14 protein-coding genes are annotated in these 17,731 nt (G+C 70.7%); 8 read left to right on the top strand and 6 right to left on the bottom strand.

The genetic code is table 11. From position 1 onward, the window contains the following. Nucleotides 1-115 precede the first annotated feature (115 nt). Nucleotides 116-4,024, top strand: coding sequence for an FxSxx-COOH system tetratricopeptide repeat protein (gene fxsT, locus ABD932_RS16425; protein ID WP_345013251.1), 3,909 nt, complete (start codon nucleotides 116-118; stop codon nucleotides 4,022-4,024). A 14-nt stretch (nucleotides 4,025-4,038) separates the two neighbouring features. Here fxsT and ABD932_RS16420 read toward each other — a convergent pair whose 3' ends face one another. The 4 genes from ABD932_RS16420 to ABD932_RS16405 all read right to left on the bottom strand — a co-directional run bounded on the left by ABD932_RS16420 (nucleotide 4,039) and on the right by ABD932_RS16405 (nucleotide 8,745). Continuing rightward, nucleotides 4,039-5,916 (bottom strand): HEXXH motif domain-containing protein, encoded by a 1,878-nt coding sequence (locus tag ABD932_RS16420; protein ID WP_345013249.1) that lies wholly within the window; start codon nucleotides 5,914-5,916, stop codon nucleotides 4,039-4,041. Nucleotides 5,917-5,954: 38 nt separating this feature from the next. Next, a complete protein-coding gene (locus tag ABD932_RS16415; protein ID WP_345013247.1) occupies nucleotides 5,955-6,080 on the bottom strand; it encodes a hypothetical protein in 126 nt (41 codons plus the stop codon). 165 nt (nucleotides 6,081-6,245) lie between these two features. After that, nucleotides 6,246-7,361 (bottom strand): effector-associated domain 2-containing protein, encoded by a 1,116-nt coding sequence (locus ABD932_RS16410; RefSeq protein ID WP_345013245.1) that lies wholly within the window; start codon nucleotides 7,359-7,361, stop codon nucleotides 6,246-6,248. A gap of 214 nt (nucleotides 7,362-7,575) precedes the next feature. After that, entirely contained in the window at nucleotides 7,576-8,745 is a 1,170-nt protein-coding gene (locus tag ABD932_RS16405) for a PucR family transcriptional regulator (protein ID WP_425587484.1), read from the bottom strand. Between the two features lie 164 nt (nucleotides 8,746-8,909). Here ABD932_RS16405 and ABD932_RS16400 point away from each other — a divergent pair, with 164 nt between their 5' ends. Next, nucleotides 8,910-10,397: a long-chain-fatty-acid--CoA ligase gene (locus ABD932_RS16400; protein ID WP_345013241.1), complete on the top strand. Its 1,488-nt coding sequence runs from the start codon at nucleotides 8,910-8,912 to the stop codon at nucleotides 10,395-10,397. A gap of 196 nt (nucleotides 10,398-10,593) precedes the next feature. On the opposite strand, the gene ABD932_RS16395 is transcribed toward ABD932_RS16400, so the two are convergent. Beyond that, complete coding sequence (locus ABD932_RS16395; RefSeq protein ID WP_345013239.1) at nucleotides 10,594-11,010, bottom strand: MarR family winged helix-turn-helix transcriptional regulator; 417 nt, start codon at nucleotides 11,008-11,010, stop codon at nucleotides 10,594-10,596. 114 nt (nucleotides 11,011-11,124) lie between these two features. Here ABD932_RS16395 and ABD932_RS16390 point away from each other — a divergent pair, with 114 nt between their 5' ends. The 6 genes from ABD932_RS16390 (at nucleotide 11,125) to ABD932_RS16365 (ending at nucleotide 16,946) form a co-directional block, all read left to right on the top strand. Then, nucleotides 11,125-12,705: an MFS transporter gene (locus tag ABD932_RS16390; protein WP_345013237.1), complete on the top strand. Its 1,581-nt coding sequence runs from the start codon at nucleotides 11,125-11,127 to the stop codon at nucleotides 12,703-12,705. 74 nt (nucleotides 12,706-12,779) lie between these two features. Continuing rightward, nucleotides 12,780-14,132 (top strand): aldehyde dehydrogenase family protein, encoded by a 1,353-nt coding sequence (locus ABD932_RS16385; protein WP_345013235.1) that lies wholly within the window; start codon nucleotides 12,780-12,782, stop codon nucleotides 14,130-14,132. 110 nt (nucleotides 14,133-14,242) lie between these two features. Next, nucleotides 14,243-14,629 (top strand): PPOX class F420-dependent oxidoreductase, encoded by a 387-nt coding sequence (locus tag ABD932_RS16380; protein WP_345013233.1) that lies wholly within the window; start codon nucleotides 14,243-14,245, stop codon nucleotides 14,627-14,629. 144 nt (nucleotides 14,630-14,773) lie between these two features. Next, on the top strand, nucleotides 14,774-15,844 hold the full coding sequence (locus ABD932_RS16375) for a Rieske 2Fe-2S domain-containing protein (protein WP_345013231.1): 1,071 nt from the start codon (nucleotides 14,774-14,776) through the stop codon (nucleotides 15,842-15,844). Continuing rightward, the gene (locus ABD932_RS16370; RefSeq protein WP_345013229.1) at nucleotides 15,841-16,011 is read left to right on the top strand and encodes a hypothetical protein; all 171 of its coding nucleotides are present in this window, start codon (nucleotides 15,841-15,843) and stop codon (nucleotides 16,009-16,011) included. Before ABD932_RS16375 ends, ABD932_RS16370 begins: the two co-directional genes overlap by 4 nt. After that, nucleotides 16,008-16,946 (top strand): PDR/VanB family oxidoreductase, encoded by a 939-nt coding sequence (locus ABD932_RS16365; protein ID WP_345013227.1) that lies wholly within the window; start codon nucleotides 16,008-16,010, stop codon nucleotides 16,944-16,946. Before ABD932_RS16370 ends, ABD932_RS16365 begins: the two co-directional genes overlap by 4 nt. Here the strand turns inward: ABD932_RS16365 and ABD932_RS16360 are convergent. Continuing rightward, a complete protein-coding gene (locus tag ABD932_RS16360) occupies nucleotides 16,861-17,712 on the bottom strand; it encodes an IclR family transcriptional regulator domain-containing protein (protein WP_345013226.1) in 852 nt (283 codons plus the stop codon). The genes ABD932_RS16365 and ABD932_RS16360 overlap by 86 nt on opposite strands. Nucleotides 17,713-17,731: the final 19 nt, after the last annotated feature.

Here is a 17,731-nt window from a genome sequence, read left to right as displayed (position 1 = left end):
CGCGTGTCCGGTACGAGCTGTCTGCCCGGTGCTGCGGCGCCCTCACCGTTACGGCGACGTCCTGAGAGCGCCCATGCCTGGTGACGAGGTTCAGCGATCCGGACAGCCCGCGCACATGCGCAGCGAGGCCTTTCATGTCCTGAGTCGACTGGGGCTCCCGGACGGACCGGAACCCGCGGAAGCCGTCCTCGTCATCGACACGCATCCGACGATGAAGGTGTGGGAGGGCGTAGTCCGGGAACTGGTCGAGGCGTTCCGGCAGGCGAACGGGTTCGCTCGGGTGCGGGTGGTACAGCTGCTGGGGACCGACGAGACCGACCCGGTCCAGGTGAGCGTCCACGAGCCGCTCGGTGACCTGACCGCGGATGGGCGCCGGGTCGTGATGGTCGTGACGGACGGGCTCGCGGCCGGCTGGCGACTCGGGGTCGTGCAGCCCTCGCTGCGCACCTGGGCACGTGCGTGTCCCGTCGCCATGGTGCACCTGCTTCCACAACACCTGTGGTTCCACACAGGTCTGGACGTCTACCGGGTACGCATCCGGGCACCCCGCGTCTGGGCCGCCAACAGCGTCTGGGAGTGGGAGGAACGCGCCGCCCCGACCGGGTGGGGCGACAACGGCGACACCGGCACCGCGTCGGACGGCGGCGCCGTCGTCGTCCCCGTCCTCGCCCTCACCAACCCCTGGGCCGAGGCCCTGGCCCGGCTGGTGTCCGGACCGGAGCCGGAATGGCTCGACCTGTCCGTCATCGAGGCCCGGGAGTGGAAGCGCAGGCCCGACGCGGCACGCGCCCTCCCCTGGGCAGGGGAGGTGCCGGACCCGCGCGGCACGGTGTCCGCGGCGGAGCGGGTGTCCGACTTCCGGTCCGCCGCCAGCCCCACCGCCTTCGCGCTCGCCACCCGGCTGGCCGCCGCTCCACTGAGCCTGCCCGCCATCCGCAAGGTCATGGGGGCGGTTCCGGACGCGGGCCCGGTGCACGTCTCCGAACTGCTGATGAGCGGACTGGTAGGTCCCACCAGGGTGCTCGGCGACGGCCCCACGGACCTGGTCTTCACCTTCGCCCCCGACACCCGCGGTGAACTGCTGGCGCTGGGCCGCCGCAGCACGACCGCCAGAGTGCTCCGCGACGTACGCGAGTTGCTGGACACGGACCCGACGACCCGTTCGCTGCTGCCGCCTCCCGCAGAACCGCTCGACGCCCTGGTGATGCCCCATATCCACAGCGCGAACATCACGTTCCTTCGGGTGGAACTGACCGCGCTGCAGGCCTTGTCGGGTCGCTACGGCCAACGTGCCGCCAGGTTGGCCAAGTTGCTGAGCCGGCACGATCGGCGCTACGCAGTGAGCCTGGAGAAAGCACCGCGTACTTCGAAGGGAACGGAGCCGTCGGGTTCGGCTCCGGCGGCGATCGAATCCGATGCCGCGCATGAAACCCGGACCACTTTCGAAGGAGCCTCTCCGATGTCGACACCACCCCGGCGGACCGCCGACTCGGACCGCACGACACAGCCGCGTGTCTGGGGGAACCTGCCGCCCCGCAACCCGAACTTCACCGGCCGCGATGCTCTGCTGGACCTGCTCGACCGGCGGCTGCGAGAGGGCACGACCACGGTCCTGCCGGAGGCGATCCACGGGATGGGAGGCGTCGGCAAGACGCAGCTCGCCATCGAGTACGCATACCGCCACCAGTCGGAGTACGACGTCGTGTGGTGGATCCCCGCCGAGCGGCCCGGGCAGATCGGCCAGGCCTTGGTGGAACTGGCCCAGAGGCTGGGCCTGGTGACGTCCACCGAGGCCAATATCGCCGGTCCGGCGGTCCGGGAGGCCCTGCGCGAGGGCCGGCCGTACGCGCGCTGGCTGCTCATCTTCGACAACGCCGACAGCCCGGAGCAGGTGCGCCACTATTTCCCGCAGGGCGGCGACGGGCACATCCTCGTCACCTCACGCAACCGTCGCTGGGGGCAGGTCGGCAGGTCCTTGGAAGTCGACGTGTTCTCCCGCGAGGAGAGCAAGGAACTGCTGGGCCGCTCCGGGCCCACGATGGAGGACCACGAGGCGGACGCGCTGGCCGAGGCCCTGGGGGATCTGCCGCTGGCCCTGGAACAGGCCGCCGCGTGGCGGGCGGAAACCGGGATGCCCACCTCCGAGTACCTGCGTCTGTTCGAGAACAAGCGCATGGAACTGCTCGAGGTGTCCCCGCCACCGGACTACCAACTGCCCGTGGCCGCCGCCTGGAACGTCTCGCTCGACCACCTGGAGACCCGCAGCCCGGCCGCACTGCGGCTGCTGCAGCTGTGCTCCTACTTCGCCCCGGACCCGATCTCCCGGTCCGTCTTCTCCGGCCTCGGCAACAGCAGCATCTACCCCGAACTGGACGCGGCGCTGAACGACCCGATGAAACTTGCGCGCGCGATCAGGGAGGTCAACCGCTACTCTCTCGCCCGTATCGACCACCGTACGAACTCCATCGAGATGCACCGCCTGGTACAGCTCGTCCTGAACAACCGCATGACCCCCGAGGAGCAGCAGCGAATGCGTGAGGGAGCCCACACCCTGCTCGCCGCAGCAGACCCGAAGTCCCCTGGAGACCCGGCCAGTTGGCCCCGGTACGCCGAGTTGTACAGCCATGCCATCGCCTCGGAGGCGATCAAGTCCGACCAGCCCTGGGTGCGCCAACTGGTCAGGAACGTCGCCGAGTACCTCTTCTGGTGGGGCGACCAGGATGTGTCCGTCGACTTCTCCGAGGCCGCTCGGGAGGCCTGGCTGACCATCTTCGGCGAGGAGGACCAGCAGACGCTGCTGATGGGGCAGTGGTTGTGCTTCACGTACTGGGCCGTGGGCCGGTTCGACGACGCTGCTCGGCTGGTGAGCCACCTGCGGGAGGTGTACGAGCGCACGGCTCCCGCGGAGGGCGAGGACACCCGCGAGGACGCGCTCGATGCTCTTCAGCTCGAAGCCGCGGTACGCCGTGTGGAGGGCAGGTTCGCCATCGGCGCGGAGCTGGACAGAATCGCGTACGAGCGGGCCCGCACGGCGTTCGGCGAGGACGACCCGACCACGCTCAACATCACCCACAACCTCGGGGTGAGCCTGCGTCTGGTCGGTGACTTCCGGCAGGCCCTGGAGCTGGACCAGCGCACCCTGGCACTGAAAGTGCGGCTGTTCGGCCGGGACGACCGACGCACCCTGCACACACAGCACAACGTCGCCATCGACATGCGCGAGACGGGCGACTACGTCGGTGCCCGCGCTCCGCAGGACTCCGTACTGGACTCCTACCGGAACGTTTTCGGACCGGAGAACCCCTTCACGATCGAGGTGATGCGTCAGCTCAGCGAGTCCTGCGCCAAGGCGGGCGATCACGCGCGTTCGCTGGAGCTGGCCATCGAGGCGCACGCCGAGACCGTCCGCCGCTACGGCGAGACCCACCCCCAGTCGCTGGCCGCCGTCCTCACACTGTCGGTCGCGCTGCGCCAGAACGGTGATCTGCAGGCGGCCCGGGACCAGGGCGTCAAGGCCTGCGAAGGGTACCGGCGGGTCTACGACGCGCAACACCCGCATGTCCTGGCCGCCGACGTCGACCTCGCCGTGACGCTGCGCCTGCTGGGCATGCCCGAGGAAGCACGATCCCTGGACGATGCGGCGCTCGGCTGCCTCGCCGACCGGCTCGGCGCGCACCATCCCCTCACGGCCATCTGCGCCGTCAACCTGGCGAGCGACATGGCGGCCCTCGGTCGGCACGACGAGGCGCGGCGCCGGGGCGAGGAGACGCTGGCACTGTGCCGTGCCGCGTTCGGAGAGGACCATCCGACCTCGTTGGCGTGTGCCGGCAACCTCTCGATGGACCTCGTCGCCGACGGCGCGGAGGAGGAGGGCGCCGCACTGCGCGCGGACACGCTGGAGCGCATGGAACGTGTGCTGGACGCGCCCCTGATGCGGGCCCGCTCGGACACTCCGCATCCGGCGACCCTGCGGTTCAGGAACGGTCAGCGGGCCAACTGCGATATTTGTCCGCTGCCCCTGTGACCTGCGGGAAGCTGCTACGCCTTGCCGGTGGTACTCCCCAGCCATGCGGCAAGGCGTACCGGGTCCGCCGGCTGTCCCGTCTCTGCTTGCAGGGCGTTCTGCACGGCCCGGGCCCGCTCCGGGAATTCGAGCAGTAGCCGGGATGCGGTCTGTTGCGTCGCGTCCTCGAACAAGGCCCGCCCCAGGCCCACCCAGGCTGCAGCCGGAGCACCCTCGGCGAGCAGCCGTTCGAAGGCGGTTCGGGCGGCTTCGCGGTCGCCGCAGGCCAGGAGGACGTCGGCCGCGCCGGCGCCGTCGACGCCGCCGGCGTCCGCCTCGTACCGGGCGGCGGTGTGCCGCCAGCTCCCGTCGGGGTCGCTGAGGCGGTGCCGGGCCAGAACGGCGGCGCTGTCCAGGAAACGGATCTCGGTGTCCGGGGCGAGGTTGGGCTCGGCTGCCAGGGCGGGCGGGGGGAGCGCGTCGCCGCGCCGCCAGGCTCGCACGGCTTCTTCGACGGCCGCCGCGGACGGCCGCAGATGGTAGGCACGCCAACGGGCCCGGTGATCGTCGGCGACCTCCTCGGCCAGGTCCAGTTGCACCGCCGGGACCTCGTCGGCCATCCATTCCGCAAGCCGCTCGGCCAGACCCTCCAGGACCCGCCGTCCCAACGGCGTCAACCGCTCATGCCCACGGACCAGGTTCAGCGTGGACCACACCTGAGTGCGCCACAGCGCGAACTCGAAGTGCGCCAACGGTGCGTAGGCAGGGTCGGCGACATGCCGGTGGGCGCGCCAGAACCGGGTCACCCCGAAGAAGGCGTAGATGCCCTGGAGCAGGCCGCCGAGCGGTCGAGGGTCGTCGCGCCACGGAGCGTAGAACAGCTCTTCCCGCCCTCCCGGGGCCGGTGGCACGCTCAGCGGTTCCAGGTGCATCAGGCCGCCCAGCTTGGTGTGCTGGAACTCGTGGACCAGGGTCGCGGCGAGCTGGGCGACGTCGTCCGGGCGCGACACCGTGACGGCGCCGAAGGCGTCTCCGGCGGTGCTGCTGTGGGGGCGGAACCTCTCTCTCGCCGGCGTGGGCGTCACCGACATCAGTCCCCTGTGCATGGCCCGGGCACTGACCGGTTCGTCGCGCAGCAGCATGTCCCACGCGCCGGACAGAAGCGACTCCCAGCCCTCGGCCTCCGCGTGCGACAGCAGACTGGCCTCGCTCGGGTGGGGAAACGTGCGATAGGGATCGAGCTCTTCGAGGACCAATGGCTTCGGAGCCGCCGGGGCCCCCAGGATCACCCTGCGCACCGGCAACCAGCCCGTACCCGGCCGGTCCCATTCCGGATCGACCTCGACCTCGCTGCCCGACCCCGTGATGCGCAGCCGACCCTCGCATCCCACGATCCGGGCCGTGCTCCACGGTTCTGTCGCCGGGAGCACGGCGCATCCCAGCGTCGGCAGCAACGCCTTCCCCTGCCGCACCGGGATGGTGATCGAGAAGTCGAGACCCCCCCGGGCAGCGGCTGCCGCGGCGAGCGCCGCGAGATGCCCGGCGACCACCCACAGCGGCGCGTCCTCGTACGACCGGCCCCTGAGACGACGTACCGCCAGGGATACCCACATACCGGTGTTCGGGGACATCAGGACATCCTCGAAGGCCTTCGGCGCATGCCGCTGGGCTCGCTCCAGCAGGGCCCAGGCCTCGGTGTACGGTGCCGAAGGGTTCTCCTGCCGGGGCAGGGCGCTCCGGGCCAAGCCGCTGTCCAGCGCCCGTAGCAGCAGGAGCCGTCGGCTGCGCTCCGCGCTGAGCAGTTCCTCCACCACCGCGTCGTCGCCCTCACCGCGGACGAGCGCACCGACGTCGGCCGGGGTCAGGCGGTGAAACGACAGATCGCTCCCCGGCAGGGTGGCTTCACCGGCCACGGGTCCCCCACAGCACCGTGCCGTTCCCTCCGGTCGGTTCAGTCGAAGCGGGAGGGGTTGTACGACAACGTGATGGCCTGGGGGCCGTCGATGTGGCGCAGCAACTGCTCCAGCGACTCGGTGAAGACCCCGCCGTCCATGGAGCGCAGCGCTTCAAGAGACACCCCCGAAAGATCCACGAGACCGGACTCGACGGCAGGCATCATTGGTTCCACTGCTGCCAAGTCCCCCTCCAGTGCGCAAGCGTTGGCGCTGCCGGTGCCTCAACCATGATGGACCAGCGAGGCATTGGGCGAAAGCTTATATCCACTTCGCCGGGGGAGATCGAATCATCCGTGGCGCATGGCGAGCCGTGCCGCCACCTGGTCGACCCGCTCCATGTCCACCGTTTCCCCCTCCACCACACGCACCGCCTGCAGGAACTCCTCCAGCGTCCCCGGATAGCGCAGACAGGTGCGGACGATCCCGTAGAGGTCCATCCGGAGCCTGGGGTCACGAGGGCTGTTGGCGGCGATGCGGTCACTGATGAGGTCGAGGACGAGCGAGAGGCCGCTGCCGCTGCGCAGACTCTCAAGCGCCGTCAACGCATCCACCAGGTCCGCGATCTCGTGCAGCGCGGGATCGGTGGGCAGGCCGGAGAAGGGCACAGGTCGAGGAGCCGAAGCGTCATCGCCGACGTCGGAAGACATGCCGCTCTTCCGCCGGCCGGCCCGGTCGACAGCGAGAGGGAGCCCAGCCCGTGGTGGCAGGCCCGCGCGTCGGCGGAACTGCTCCAGGTCGGCGGGGGACAGGGTGTCGTACCAGCGTTCCACACGGCGTGCCGCGAGCGTTCCCAGGCCATCCGCACGGTGGTGAACGCTCACCATGCCGATGACGGCGCCCCCGCTCCATACGACGGCACCCGACATGCCCTCCCAGGGCGACCGCCCGGGTTCGACGTCGGCGGGCGGTGCGACGACGGCCAGTTCAAGGGTCCCCTCGCGGCGGTTGGACAGGACCGAGAGAGTGCCGGAGACGTGGCAGGAGTCGCGGTACTGGCGGGGGGAACCGTCGTCGACGAGGCGCATGTCGTCCTTGCGAAGCTTGAAGCGCGGGAAGCCGACAGCGCTGAAGGGCAGAACGACATCGGTGTCCGGCACGGCAGCGTAGGGGGGCGGCGGGGCCGAGCCGCGGTCGGGCGGCACGTCCATGAGCTCCAGCAGGGCGACATCGGCGGACTCGTCCAACAGGACCACCCGGCAGGCGGTGCTCCATTCCCCCGGTCGGTCGGCGTCGAAGCGAACCCGGACCGACGTGACCTCGCCGGCCAGGACGTGAGCAGCCGTCAGAACACAGACCGGGCCGACCCGGTAGCCGGAACCGCGCCGGCCTGAGGCACCGCCCGAACACTCGACCAGTATCTCGGCGACCCGAGCCGCCTCCAGTCCACGCCCCCGTTCACCCACACGAGGCACTTACCCCTTGCGTGTCGCAGGTACGCGAGTCCAGCCCCCGAGGTCGAGCAGTCAATGGACACGTCGTCCGGAGGGTGCCCGGCGAGCCCTGCGGGATACGGAATCGGGCTGGGCCACCGTGCTCGGGCCACTCTCGAAGAGCTGGTACATGCCGAACCCCAAGGGGCGACCGGAGCGAGGACGCCGGCAGACGCACGCAGTCGAGTCACTGAATGACGTCACTGACTGACGCGCCCGCCCGCCGCACCGCCAGGAGCGCCGCGCCGATGTCCGCCACCGCTCGCGGATCGGACAGGGAGCGGCCCGCCAGCTCCTCGACGCGGCGCAGCCGGTAGCGGACGGTGTTGGGGTGGACGAAGAGGTTCCGTGCCGCGTCCGTGGCGGAGCCTGCGGCGGCGTACCACTGCTCCAGGGTTTCCAGGAGACGGGACCGCTCCGCTGCCGGGAGGTCGAGCAGGGGCTGGAGGACCACCTCGACGAGGTGCGCCGCCTCGGCCGGTGCGGCGGCGACGACCATGGCCAGCGGGTTGTCGTCGAACCGCGCGACGCCGGGGCCGGTGCCCTGGAGGCCGGCCAGAGCCAGGCGGGCGAAGCGCAGAGCCTGGGGGGTGTCCCGCAGCGAGTGGAAGCACGGGCTGACACCTACGCGGGCGCCCGCCCGGCGCAGGACGCGCAGGCAGGTGCTCTCCGCCGTCGCCGTGGGCAGGGCGGCCAGGCCGATCTGCTGGTCGGGCAGCAGCCGCCAGGCGAAGTGGACCTGGGCCTGCCGCAGTGCCGCATCCGTCCCCGCCATTGGCTCCTCGCCGGGCGCGTCGGCCGCCGCCACGGCGACCACGTAGGGCCCGCGGTCGGGCAGCCCCAGCTCGCGGGCGGCCTCCCACAGGGTGCGGTCGGCGATGACGCCGGTGAACAGTGCCTCCACCAGTGCCGAGCGGCGTGCCTGACGCCGCGAGGTCAGTTCGGCGGTGGTCTCCCGGTAGGCCGCCGCCACCGCCTCCGCGTAGCGGCCGAACAGGGCCCAGATCTCCGCGGACTGGGACACCAGTTGGGCGTCGGTCACCTCGGGACGGTTGCGTGCTTCGGCGAGGATGTCCGTCCACAGGAGCTCGAAGCCGATCCGGTACGCGTGCAGGGTGTCCGCAAGCGGCACGCCCTGCTCGGCGCGGATGCGGCCGGTCTCCCGGGCCGGGCTCGGGTCCTGTGCGCCCGCGCGGCCGAGCTGGTCCAGGAGCAGGTCCGCGTTGGCGGTGCACGAGCGGCGCAGCGAGTCGAAGGGGATCAGCGCCTCGTCCTTGTAGGCGTCGACGTCCGAGCGGATGCGCTGCGCCATCCGCTCGCCCAGTTCCGGCAGCCTCGCGTGCAGCGCCGAGACCACCCCTGAGAGGTTCATTCCCGCAGCGTAATGCCCCTGTTTTGTTCTCGGGAACAATCCGGGAGGGCAGACGCTGTCGTACCGCACATAGGCCGTCGCCAAGGACATCTGCACGATGTCGTCAGCGTGAACAGCGGATTTCGACGGCGACTTTCGTGGAGGCGGTCATGGCCAATCTGGCGGAGTTCCTGGTGGAGACGGCACGGCGGCAGCCGGAACGCCCCGCATTGCGACTGGGAGGCCAGGTCACCAGCTACGCGGAGCTCGACGAGCGCAGCGCCCGCGCCGCCGCGCTGCTGCGGGCCGAGGGCGTACGGCCGGGAGACCGGGTCGCTCTGATGCTGCCCAACGTTCCCGAGTTCGTCGTCCTGTACTACGGCGTGCTGCGCGCCGGAGCGGTCGTCGTACCGATGAACCCGCTGCTGAAGACCCGGGAGACCGAGTACCATCTGCGCGACGCGGGCGCCAGGATGCTCTTCGAGTGGCACCAGGCGCCGGGCGAGGGCGCGCAGGGCGCGGCCGCCGCCGGAGTGCGGCACATGGCCGTCGAGCCCGCCGCCTTCGCGGGCCTGCTGGCCGGTCACGAGCCGCTGCCGCAGGTGAGCGAGCCGGACGGCGAGGACGTGGCCGTACTGCTGTATACGTCCGGCACCACCGGCCGCCCCAAGGGCGCCACGCTCACCCACTCCGGGCTGCGGCACAACACCGAGGTCAACACGGTGCATGTGCAGCGGGTGACGGCGGAGGACGTGGTCGTGGGCTGTCTGCCGCTGTTCCACATCTTCGGCCAGATCTGCACGATGAGCGTGACCGTCCGCGCCGGTGCCTCGCTCACCCTGATCCCCCGCTTCGACCCGCAGACCGTGCTGGACGCCGTCGCCCGCGACCGGGCGACGATCTTCGAGGGCGTACCGACCATGTACGCGGCGCTGCTCCAGCACCCGTCCGAGGCCGACGTGTCCACGCTGCGCATGTGCGTCTCCGGCGGGGCCTCGCTGCCGGTGGAGATCCTGCACGGCTTCGAGCGTCGCTTCGGCTGCGTGGTGCTGGAGGGCTTCGGCATGTCCGAGACGAGCCCGGTGGTCACCTTCAACCACCCCGACCGGCCGCGCAAGGCCGGGTCCATCGGCACCCCGATCAAGGACGTGGAGGTGCGGCTCGTCGACGACAAGGGCCAGGACGTGGCTCCCGGCGAGATCGGCGAACTGGCCGTGCGCGGGCCGAACGTGATGAAGGGGTACTGGAACCGCCCGGAGGAGACGGCGGCCGCCATCCCGGACGGCTGGCTGCGCAGCGGCGACCTCGCGCGGCAGGACGAGGACGGCTACCTGTACATCGTCGACCGCAAGAAGGACATGATCATTCGCGGCGGCTACAACGTCTACCCGCGCGAGATCGAGGAGGTGCTCCACGAGCACCCGGCCGTCGCGCTGGCCGCGGTGGTGGGTGTGGCCGACGCGCATCTGGGCGAGGAGATCGCGGCCGCGGTGGTGCTGCGCCCGAAGGCGCAGGCCACACCCGACGAGCTCCGGCAGTTCGTCAAGGAGCGGGTGGCGGCGTACAAGTACCCGCGCGAGGTGTGGCTCGTGGACACGCTGCCGACCGGCCCGAGCGGCAAGATCCTCAAGAGGGAGATCAGCGCGCCGGCGGGGTGATTTCCGCGGTGGTCGAGCCGGCCGGGTGAGCAGTGGTGACGCCGACGTACGCCGACGCGTCACCGGTTCTCGACGGCTCCCCGGCCGATGGCGGCACCGCTCAACGCTGAAGGAGCCCTGCCGGCCAGGACGACGTGGCCATCGACCGGACCCCGCCCCGGCTCGATGGTTCGACGGAACAGCACCCGCGCGCGCTTCAGCGCGGGAAGACGACCGTCAGCAGGCGGAAGAGTTCGGCGCGCTCCTCGTCGGACAGGTTGTCCAGGCCGGTCTGCGTCTGCTCCATCCGCTCGCGGATCGTGTCGATCGCCTTCTCGCCCGTCTCGGTGAGGGCGACGTTCTTCACGCGGCGGTCGGTCGCGCTGACCTCGCGGCGGACCAGGTCGCGCTTTTCGAGCCGGTCGATGATCCCGGTCATGTTCGACGCGTCGCAGGCGAGGGTGACCGCGAGCGAGCGCATCGAGGCCGGCGCGCGGCGCAGCACCGTGAGGGTCTTCGCCTGGCTGGAGGTGAGACCCATGTCGGCGGCGGCGGTCGTGAAGTCGGCGTAGTGCGTGCTGACCGAATGGGCGAGCAACTCCATGAGCTGCGCTTTGGACGGGATGGACGGCATGGGTCGAGAGTACCGCGTAAAGCTTGAGCATCTCAAACTTTGACATCCACCATCTCCTATTGTTTGATGTCCTCAAGCATCGACTACCTCAATGGTTTGTCCCCTCGACCATCGATGCGTCCCACCTTCGGGCAACCCTCCACCGGAAAGAAGACCGTGAAGTCCTCCCCTGCCGCCGCTCCGGAGCGCCGCACCGGCAGCCTCAGCCTCGTCCTGGTGCTCGGCCTCGCCGCCATGGTCGTGTCGATGATGCAGACCCTGGTCATCCCGATCCTCGGCATCATCCAGACCGACCTCGGAGCCACCACGGCCCAGGTCAGCTGGGTCACCACCGCCACGCTGCTGTCGGCCGCGGTCTTCACGCCGCTGCTGGGCCGCCTCGGCGATCAGCGCGGGACGAAGCCGACTCTGATCGGCGTGCTGGTGGTGATGGTGGCCGGATCCGTGCTCGCCGCGACGACGAGTTCGATGCTGTGGCTCATCGTGGCCCGCGTGATGCAGGGCGCCGCCACCGCGATCTTCCCGCTCGCGCTGTCCGTCCTGCGCCAGGAGGTCGCCCCCGCGCGGCTGCCCGGCGCCATGGCCCTGGTCAGCGGGACGCTCGGGTTCGGCAGCGGCCTCGCGCTGGTGAGCGCCGGCCTGCTGACCACGGGTGCCGACCCCGACTACCACCTGGTCTTCTGGCTGGCCGCCGCGCTCGCCGTCGCCGCCCTGATCGCGGTCGCGGTCGCCGTCCCCGCGCCCCGCACCCGCACGGGCGGGCGCATCGACTGGCTCGGCGCCGCCGGTCTCGCGCTGCTGCTCGTGCTGATCCTGCTGCCCATCTCGCAGGGTCACACCTGGGGCTGGACCTCGGCCCGTACGCTCGCCCTGTTCGCCGGCGCAGCCGTCACGACGGTCCTCTGGGTCCTCGTCGAACGCAGGGTCCGCGACCCCCTCGTCGACATGAAGATGTTCGTCCACCGCCCGGTGCTCTTCACCAACATCGCCGGACTGCTCGTCGGATTCGCCATGTTCGCGCAGTTCATCGGCGTCTCCTACCTCGTCCAGACGCCCTCTGAGATCGCGGGCTACGGCTTCGGCGCCTCCGTCCTGCGCGCCTCCGTCGTCTACCTGCTGCCCTCCGCCCTCGTCTCGCTCGTTGCCGCGCAGTTCGGAGGCGTGCTGGTACGCCGCATCGGCGCGCGTCTCACGCTTGCCGCCGGTGCCGTCTTCGGCGTCGTCGGGTTCGCCTGGCTGACCCTCGCCCACGACACCACGGCGTCGGTGATCCTGGCCGGCATGGTCGTCGGCGTCGCCATCAGCTTCGGTTACGCCGCGATGCCCGCCCTGATCGTGGCCGGCGTTCCCCACCACCAGACCGGCATCGCCAACGGCATCAACTCCATCTCCCGCTCCACCGGCAGTGCGATCGGCAGCGCGGTCGTCACCTCGCTGCTCGCCTCCAAGACGCTCGACAACCTGCCCGCCGGGGTCCCCGCGCTGCCCGCCGAGAGTCAGTACACCCTGAGCTTCGCTCTCGCCGGCATGGCGTTCGTGCTGGTCATCGGCGTGGCCATGGTCGGCCTGGCGATCCGCCGCAGGTCCCCCTCGCCGGCCCTCGCAACGCCCGCCCCGTCGGGCGACGGCGAGACCACACCCGCCCCCTCGGACGACAGCGAGACCACGCCCGCCCGCACGGCCGTCACTGCCTGACCGAGCACCACCGGCACGGCCGCGCCACCCCCGGATGCCGAGCAGCTTCCCGCCCAACCGAACAGGACACGACTGTGACTGACGCCAAGGCAGCCTTCACCCTCGACGACAGCTTCACCTCCGCCGACGCCACCGCGCTGGTGGAGCGGCTGCGCGCCACCTTCCGCACCGGCCGCACCAAGCCCCTGGCCTGGCGCCGGCAGCAGCTGACCCGCCTGCGCGACCTGCTCACCGACAACCGCGCGGCGATAGCCGACGCCCTCCACGCCGACCTGCGCAAGAACCGCGCCGAGGCCGACGCCATGGAGATCGACCTCACGATCGTCGAGATCGACGACTACCTGGAGCACCTGGAGGAGTGGACCGCCCCGCAGCCCGCCCCCGTGACGGTGCCCGGACTCCCCGGCAGCACCGCCCGCACCCAGTTCGACCCCCTGGGTGTCGCCCTGGTCATCTCGGCGTGGAACTATCCGGTCAATCTGCTGCTCGTGCCCGTCGCGGGCGCACTCGCCGCCGGGAACGCGGTCGTCATCAAGCCCGCCGAATACGCCGCCCACACCTCGGCACTCCTGGCCGAACTACTGCCCGCGTATCTCGACACCGACGCGACCGCGGTCGTCGAGGGCGGCGCGCCGGAGACAGGCGTGCTGCTGGAGCAGCGCTTCGACCACATCTTCTACACCGGCAACGGCACGGTCGGCCGCATCGTGATGACCGCCGCCGCCAAGAACCTCACCCCCGTCGTCCTCGAACTCGGCGGCAAGTCACCGGTGTTCGTGGACCGGGACGCCGACATCGCCACGGTCGCCCAGCGTCTGGCGGGGACGAAGTTCGCCAACGCCGGTCAGACCTGTGTCGCCCCCGACTACGTCCTGACCGACCCCGATACCGCGGCCGAACTGCAGGCCGCCCTGGCCGTCGCGATCAAGGCACTGTTCGGCGACGACTCGCAGACCTCCGACGCCTACGGACGCATCATCAACGAGCGGCACTTCGACCGGCTGTCCGCGCTGCTGGGCTCCGGCCGTACGGTCACCGGAGGGCAGACCGACCGCGCGGACACGTACATCGCGCCGACCGTGCTGGCCGATGTCCGGCCTGACGAGCCCGTGATGCAGGAGGAGATCTTCGGCCCCATCCTGCCGATCCTGACCGTGGCGGACCTCGACGAGGCCATCGCGTTCATCAACGACCGCGACAAGCCCCTCGCCCTGTACGCCTTCACCGAGAACGACACCACCAAGCGCCGCCTCGCCGCCGAGACCTCCTCGGGCGGCCTCAACTTCGGCCTGCCGATGCGCCACCTCGCCGTGCCGACGCTTCCCTTCGGCGGCGTCGGCGAGAGCGGCATGGGCAACTACCACGGCCGCTACTCCATCGAGACGTTCAGCCACCGCAAGGCCGTCCTCGACGTCCCGCTGAGCTGAACCGCCCCAACTCCCGGCGGCGGTACGCAATTCCACCTGGCGATCTCACGCGCGCCGCCGCCCACGTGGCCAACGACCTCGAACCCTATGGCAAGGAGCACAAACGCAACATGGACGACAAGCTGCTGAAGCAGCTCGGCGCCGGCAAGTACATGCTGATCACCAGCTACCGCAAGAACGGCACCCCGGTCGCCACCCCGGTGTGGGTGGTACGCGACGGAGACACGCTCGGCGTGCAGACCCCCGCCGACTCCTGGAAGGTCAAGCGGATCCGGGCCCGAGGCGACATCCTCGTCGGCCCCTGCGACCTGCGCGGCAATCCCACGGGCGACCAGGTCCCGGCCACCGCCGAGATCACCGACGCGGCGACCAGCGCCCGCTACCGCTCACTCGTCGCCCGCAAGTACGGCATCCTCGGCCGCCTCATGGTCCTCAACAGTCGGCTGCGCCGGGGAGGGGACACGACGCTGGGCATCCGTGTGCGGCTCGCCCCCTAGCTGAGCAATGCCCTGACCAGCCGATTCGCTGGAGAGCTTCCGCCTGACGGAAGCCGCCTTGCCGAGCCACCCCGTGCGTCACGACCCTGATTCCAACCACGGCACGCGGGGCGAGGACGCCCCGCCGACAGGGACGGGAACGCCATGCCGCACACGACTGCCTTCGCCAGGAACCAGTGGTACGTCGCCGCCTACAGCCATGAGGTCGGGCGCGAGCTGCTCGGCCGGACGATCCTCGGTGAGACGCTCGTCCTCTACCGCACCGAGGAGGAGGGGACGCCGGTCGTCCTGCACGACCGCTGTGTGCACCGCCGCTACCCGCTGTCCGAGGCCCCGACCCGTCTCGACGGCGACCGGATCGTGTGCGGGTACCACGGGTTCACGTACGACACGACCGGCGCGTGTGTGTACGTGCCCGGGCAGAAACGCGTCCCGCGCACGGCGCGCGTCGCCTCGTACCCCGTCGTCGAGCAGGACTCCCTGATCTGGGTGTGGATCGGTGACCCGGCGCTCGCCGATCCCCAGGGCATCCCGCGGGCCAAGCACCTCGACTCCCCCGGCTGGGTGACCGTGCGCGGCATGGAGCCCATCGACTGCGACTACGGCCTGCTCGTCGACAACCTCCTCGACCTCTCCCACGAGACCTACCTGCACGGCGGCTACATCGGCACCCCCGAGGTCGCCGAGACGCCGATCACCACCGAGGTCGACGAGGGCGCCGGCATCGTCCGGGTCAGCCGGCACATGGACGACGCCGAGTGCCCGCCGTTCTACGCCAAGTCGACCGGCATCGAGGGCCGCATCACCCGCTGGCAGGACATCGAGTACCACGCCCCGTGCCTGTACCTGCTGCACAGCCGCATCGCCCCGGTCGGCGTGCTGCCCGAGGCCGACGGCAGCGACCCGAACGGCTTCCACACCGAGATCACGTACGCCATCACGCCGTCCGGCGACGGCAAGGTGTACGACTTCTGGGCGGTCTCCCGGGACTGGGCGACGGACGACGAGGAGGTCACCGAGTTCCTGCGCGGCAACAACCACACGGTCGTGATGCAGGACGTGACCGCCCTCAATCTGCTCCAGAAGACCCTCGGCACCGAGCGTCACGGCTACCAGGAGCTGAGCATCAACATCGACACCGGTGGTCTGGCCGCCCGGCGTATCCTCGCCCGGCTGGTCGAGGAGGGCGCGAAGCCGATGGAGAAGGTCCAGTGACCAGTCCCACGGGCGAGATCTACCGCATCGACTGGCTGCCGGGCACCGACATCCTGCACGGCACCTGTCACTGCGGCCGCGAGCACACCGCGCAGGACCCGGTGGAGATGTGGGAGTGGATGCTCTCCCACCCGCAAGGACACGAGCCGCGAGGAACCAGTTCATGAGTGACGTGTACGAAGCCGAACTCGTCGTCGACCGCAGGGAGTTCGCGGCCGACGGCGTGCTCGCCCTCACTCTGCGCCACCCGCTGGGCGAGCCGCTCCCGGCCTGGGAGCCCGGCGCCCATGTCGACGTCGTGCTCGGGCCGGACCTGGAGCGGCAGTACTCGCTGTGCGGCGATCCGGCCGACCCGAGCCGGTGGCGGATCGCCGTCCTGCGGGAACCGGACGGGCGCGGCGGTTCCGCCCATGTGCACGAGCAGTTGGGGCAGGGCGACAAGGTCCGGGTGCGCGGTCCGCGCAATCACTTCCGGCTGGAGCCCTCGCCTCGCTACCTCTTCATCGCCGGCGGCATCGGTATCACCCCGATCCTGCCGATGCTGGCCGCGGCCGAGGCGGCGGGCGCCGAATGGACGCTGCTCTACGGCGGGCGTACGCGCGGATCCATGGCGTTCACCGAGGAGGTGAGGTCGTACGGCCAACGGGTCGAGATCTCGCCGCAGGACGAGTCCGGGCTGCTGGACCTCGCCTCGGTCCTCGACGACGTACCCCACGGCACGCTCGTCTACTGCTGCGGTCCCGGTCCGCTGCTGGACGCCGTCGAGGAGCGGTGTCCGTCCGGGGTGCTGCACGTCGAGCGGTTCCAGGCGAAGGACCAACCCGCCGGTGAGGACGGGGAGTTCGAGGTCGAGCTGGCGCGGAGCGGGCTGACGCTCACCGTCGCGCCCGGCGTCTCCCTGCTGGACACGGTGCGGGCGGCCGGCGTCGAAGTGCTCTACTCCTGCACCGAGGGCACCTGCGGGACCTGCGAGACCGACGTGCTCGACGGTACCCCCGACCACCGGGACTCGGTGCTCACACAGGTGGAGCAGGAGAGCGGCGAGACGATGATGATCTGCGTGTCTCGCTGCTGGGGGAAGCGACTGGTCCTGGATTTGTGATCCGCAGGTCGGCCTCGATCCGGGCGACGGTCGCCAGCAGATGCGGCAGCAGGTCCCGGCGCACCGAGTCGACGGAGTTGCGGCCCGCGTGCACGGCGATGTTGACGGCCGCCACCACCTCGCCGCCCCGGTCCCGCACCGGGGCGGCGACCGACCTCAGTCCCTCCTCCAGCTCCTGGTCGACGACGGCGTAGCCCTGCCGGCGGACGCGGCGCAGTTCCGCCCGCAGCGCGTCCGGCGAGGTGACGGTCCGCTCGGTCAGGGGTTTCAACTCGGCGCGGGCGAGCCGGACTTCGATCTCCTCGTCCGGCCGATGGGCGACGATCACCCGGCCCACCGACGTCACGTACGCCGGGAAGCGGGTGCCGACGGTGATGGACGCGGTCATGATGCGGCGGGTCGGGACCCGGGCGACGTACACGATGTCGTCGCCGTCGAGGACGCACAGCGACGACGACTCCCGTACCTGTGCGACGAGTTGCTCCAGATGCGGTTCGGCGATCTGGGGCAGCGTGTAGCTGGAGAGGTAGGAGTAGCCGAGTTCCAGTACGCGCGGGGTGAGGCGGAAGAGGCGGCCGTCCTGGTGGACGTAGCCGAGGTCCGCGAGGGTCAGCAGCAGACGGCGGGCGGCGGCGCGGGTCAGGTCGCAGGTGTGGGCGACCTCGCTGAGCGTGCGGGCGGGATGCTCGGCGTCGAAGGAGCGGATGACGGCGAGGCCGCGCTCGAAGGACTTCACGAAGTGCGGTGCGCGGGCTTCGGCGGACATCGCCACCTCCAGAAGTGTC

It is taken from the genome of Streptomyces shaanxiensis (assembly GCF_039537145.1).
Lineage (GTDB): Bacteria > Actinomycetota > Actinomycetes > Streptomycetales > Streptomycetaceae > Streptomyces > Streptomyces shaanxiensis.
This window is presented reverse-complemented; position numbering and strand designations above follow the sequence as displayed.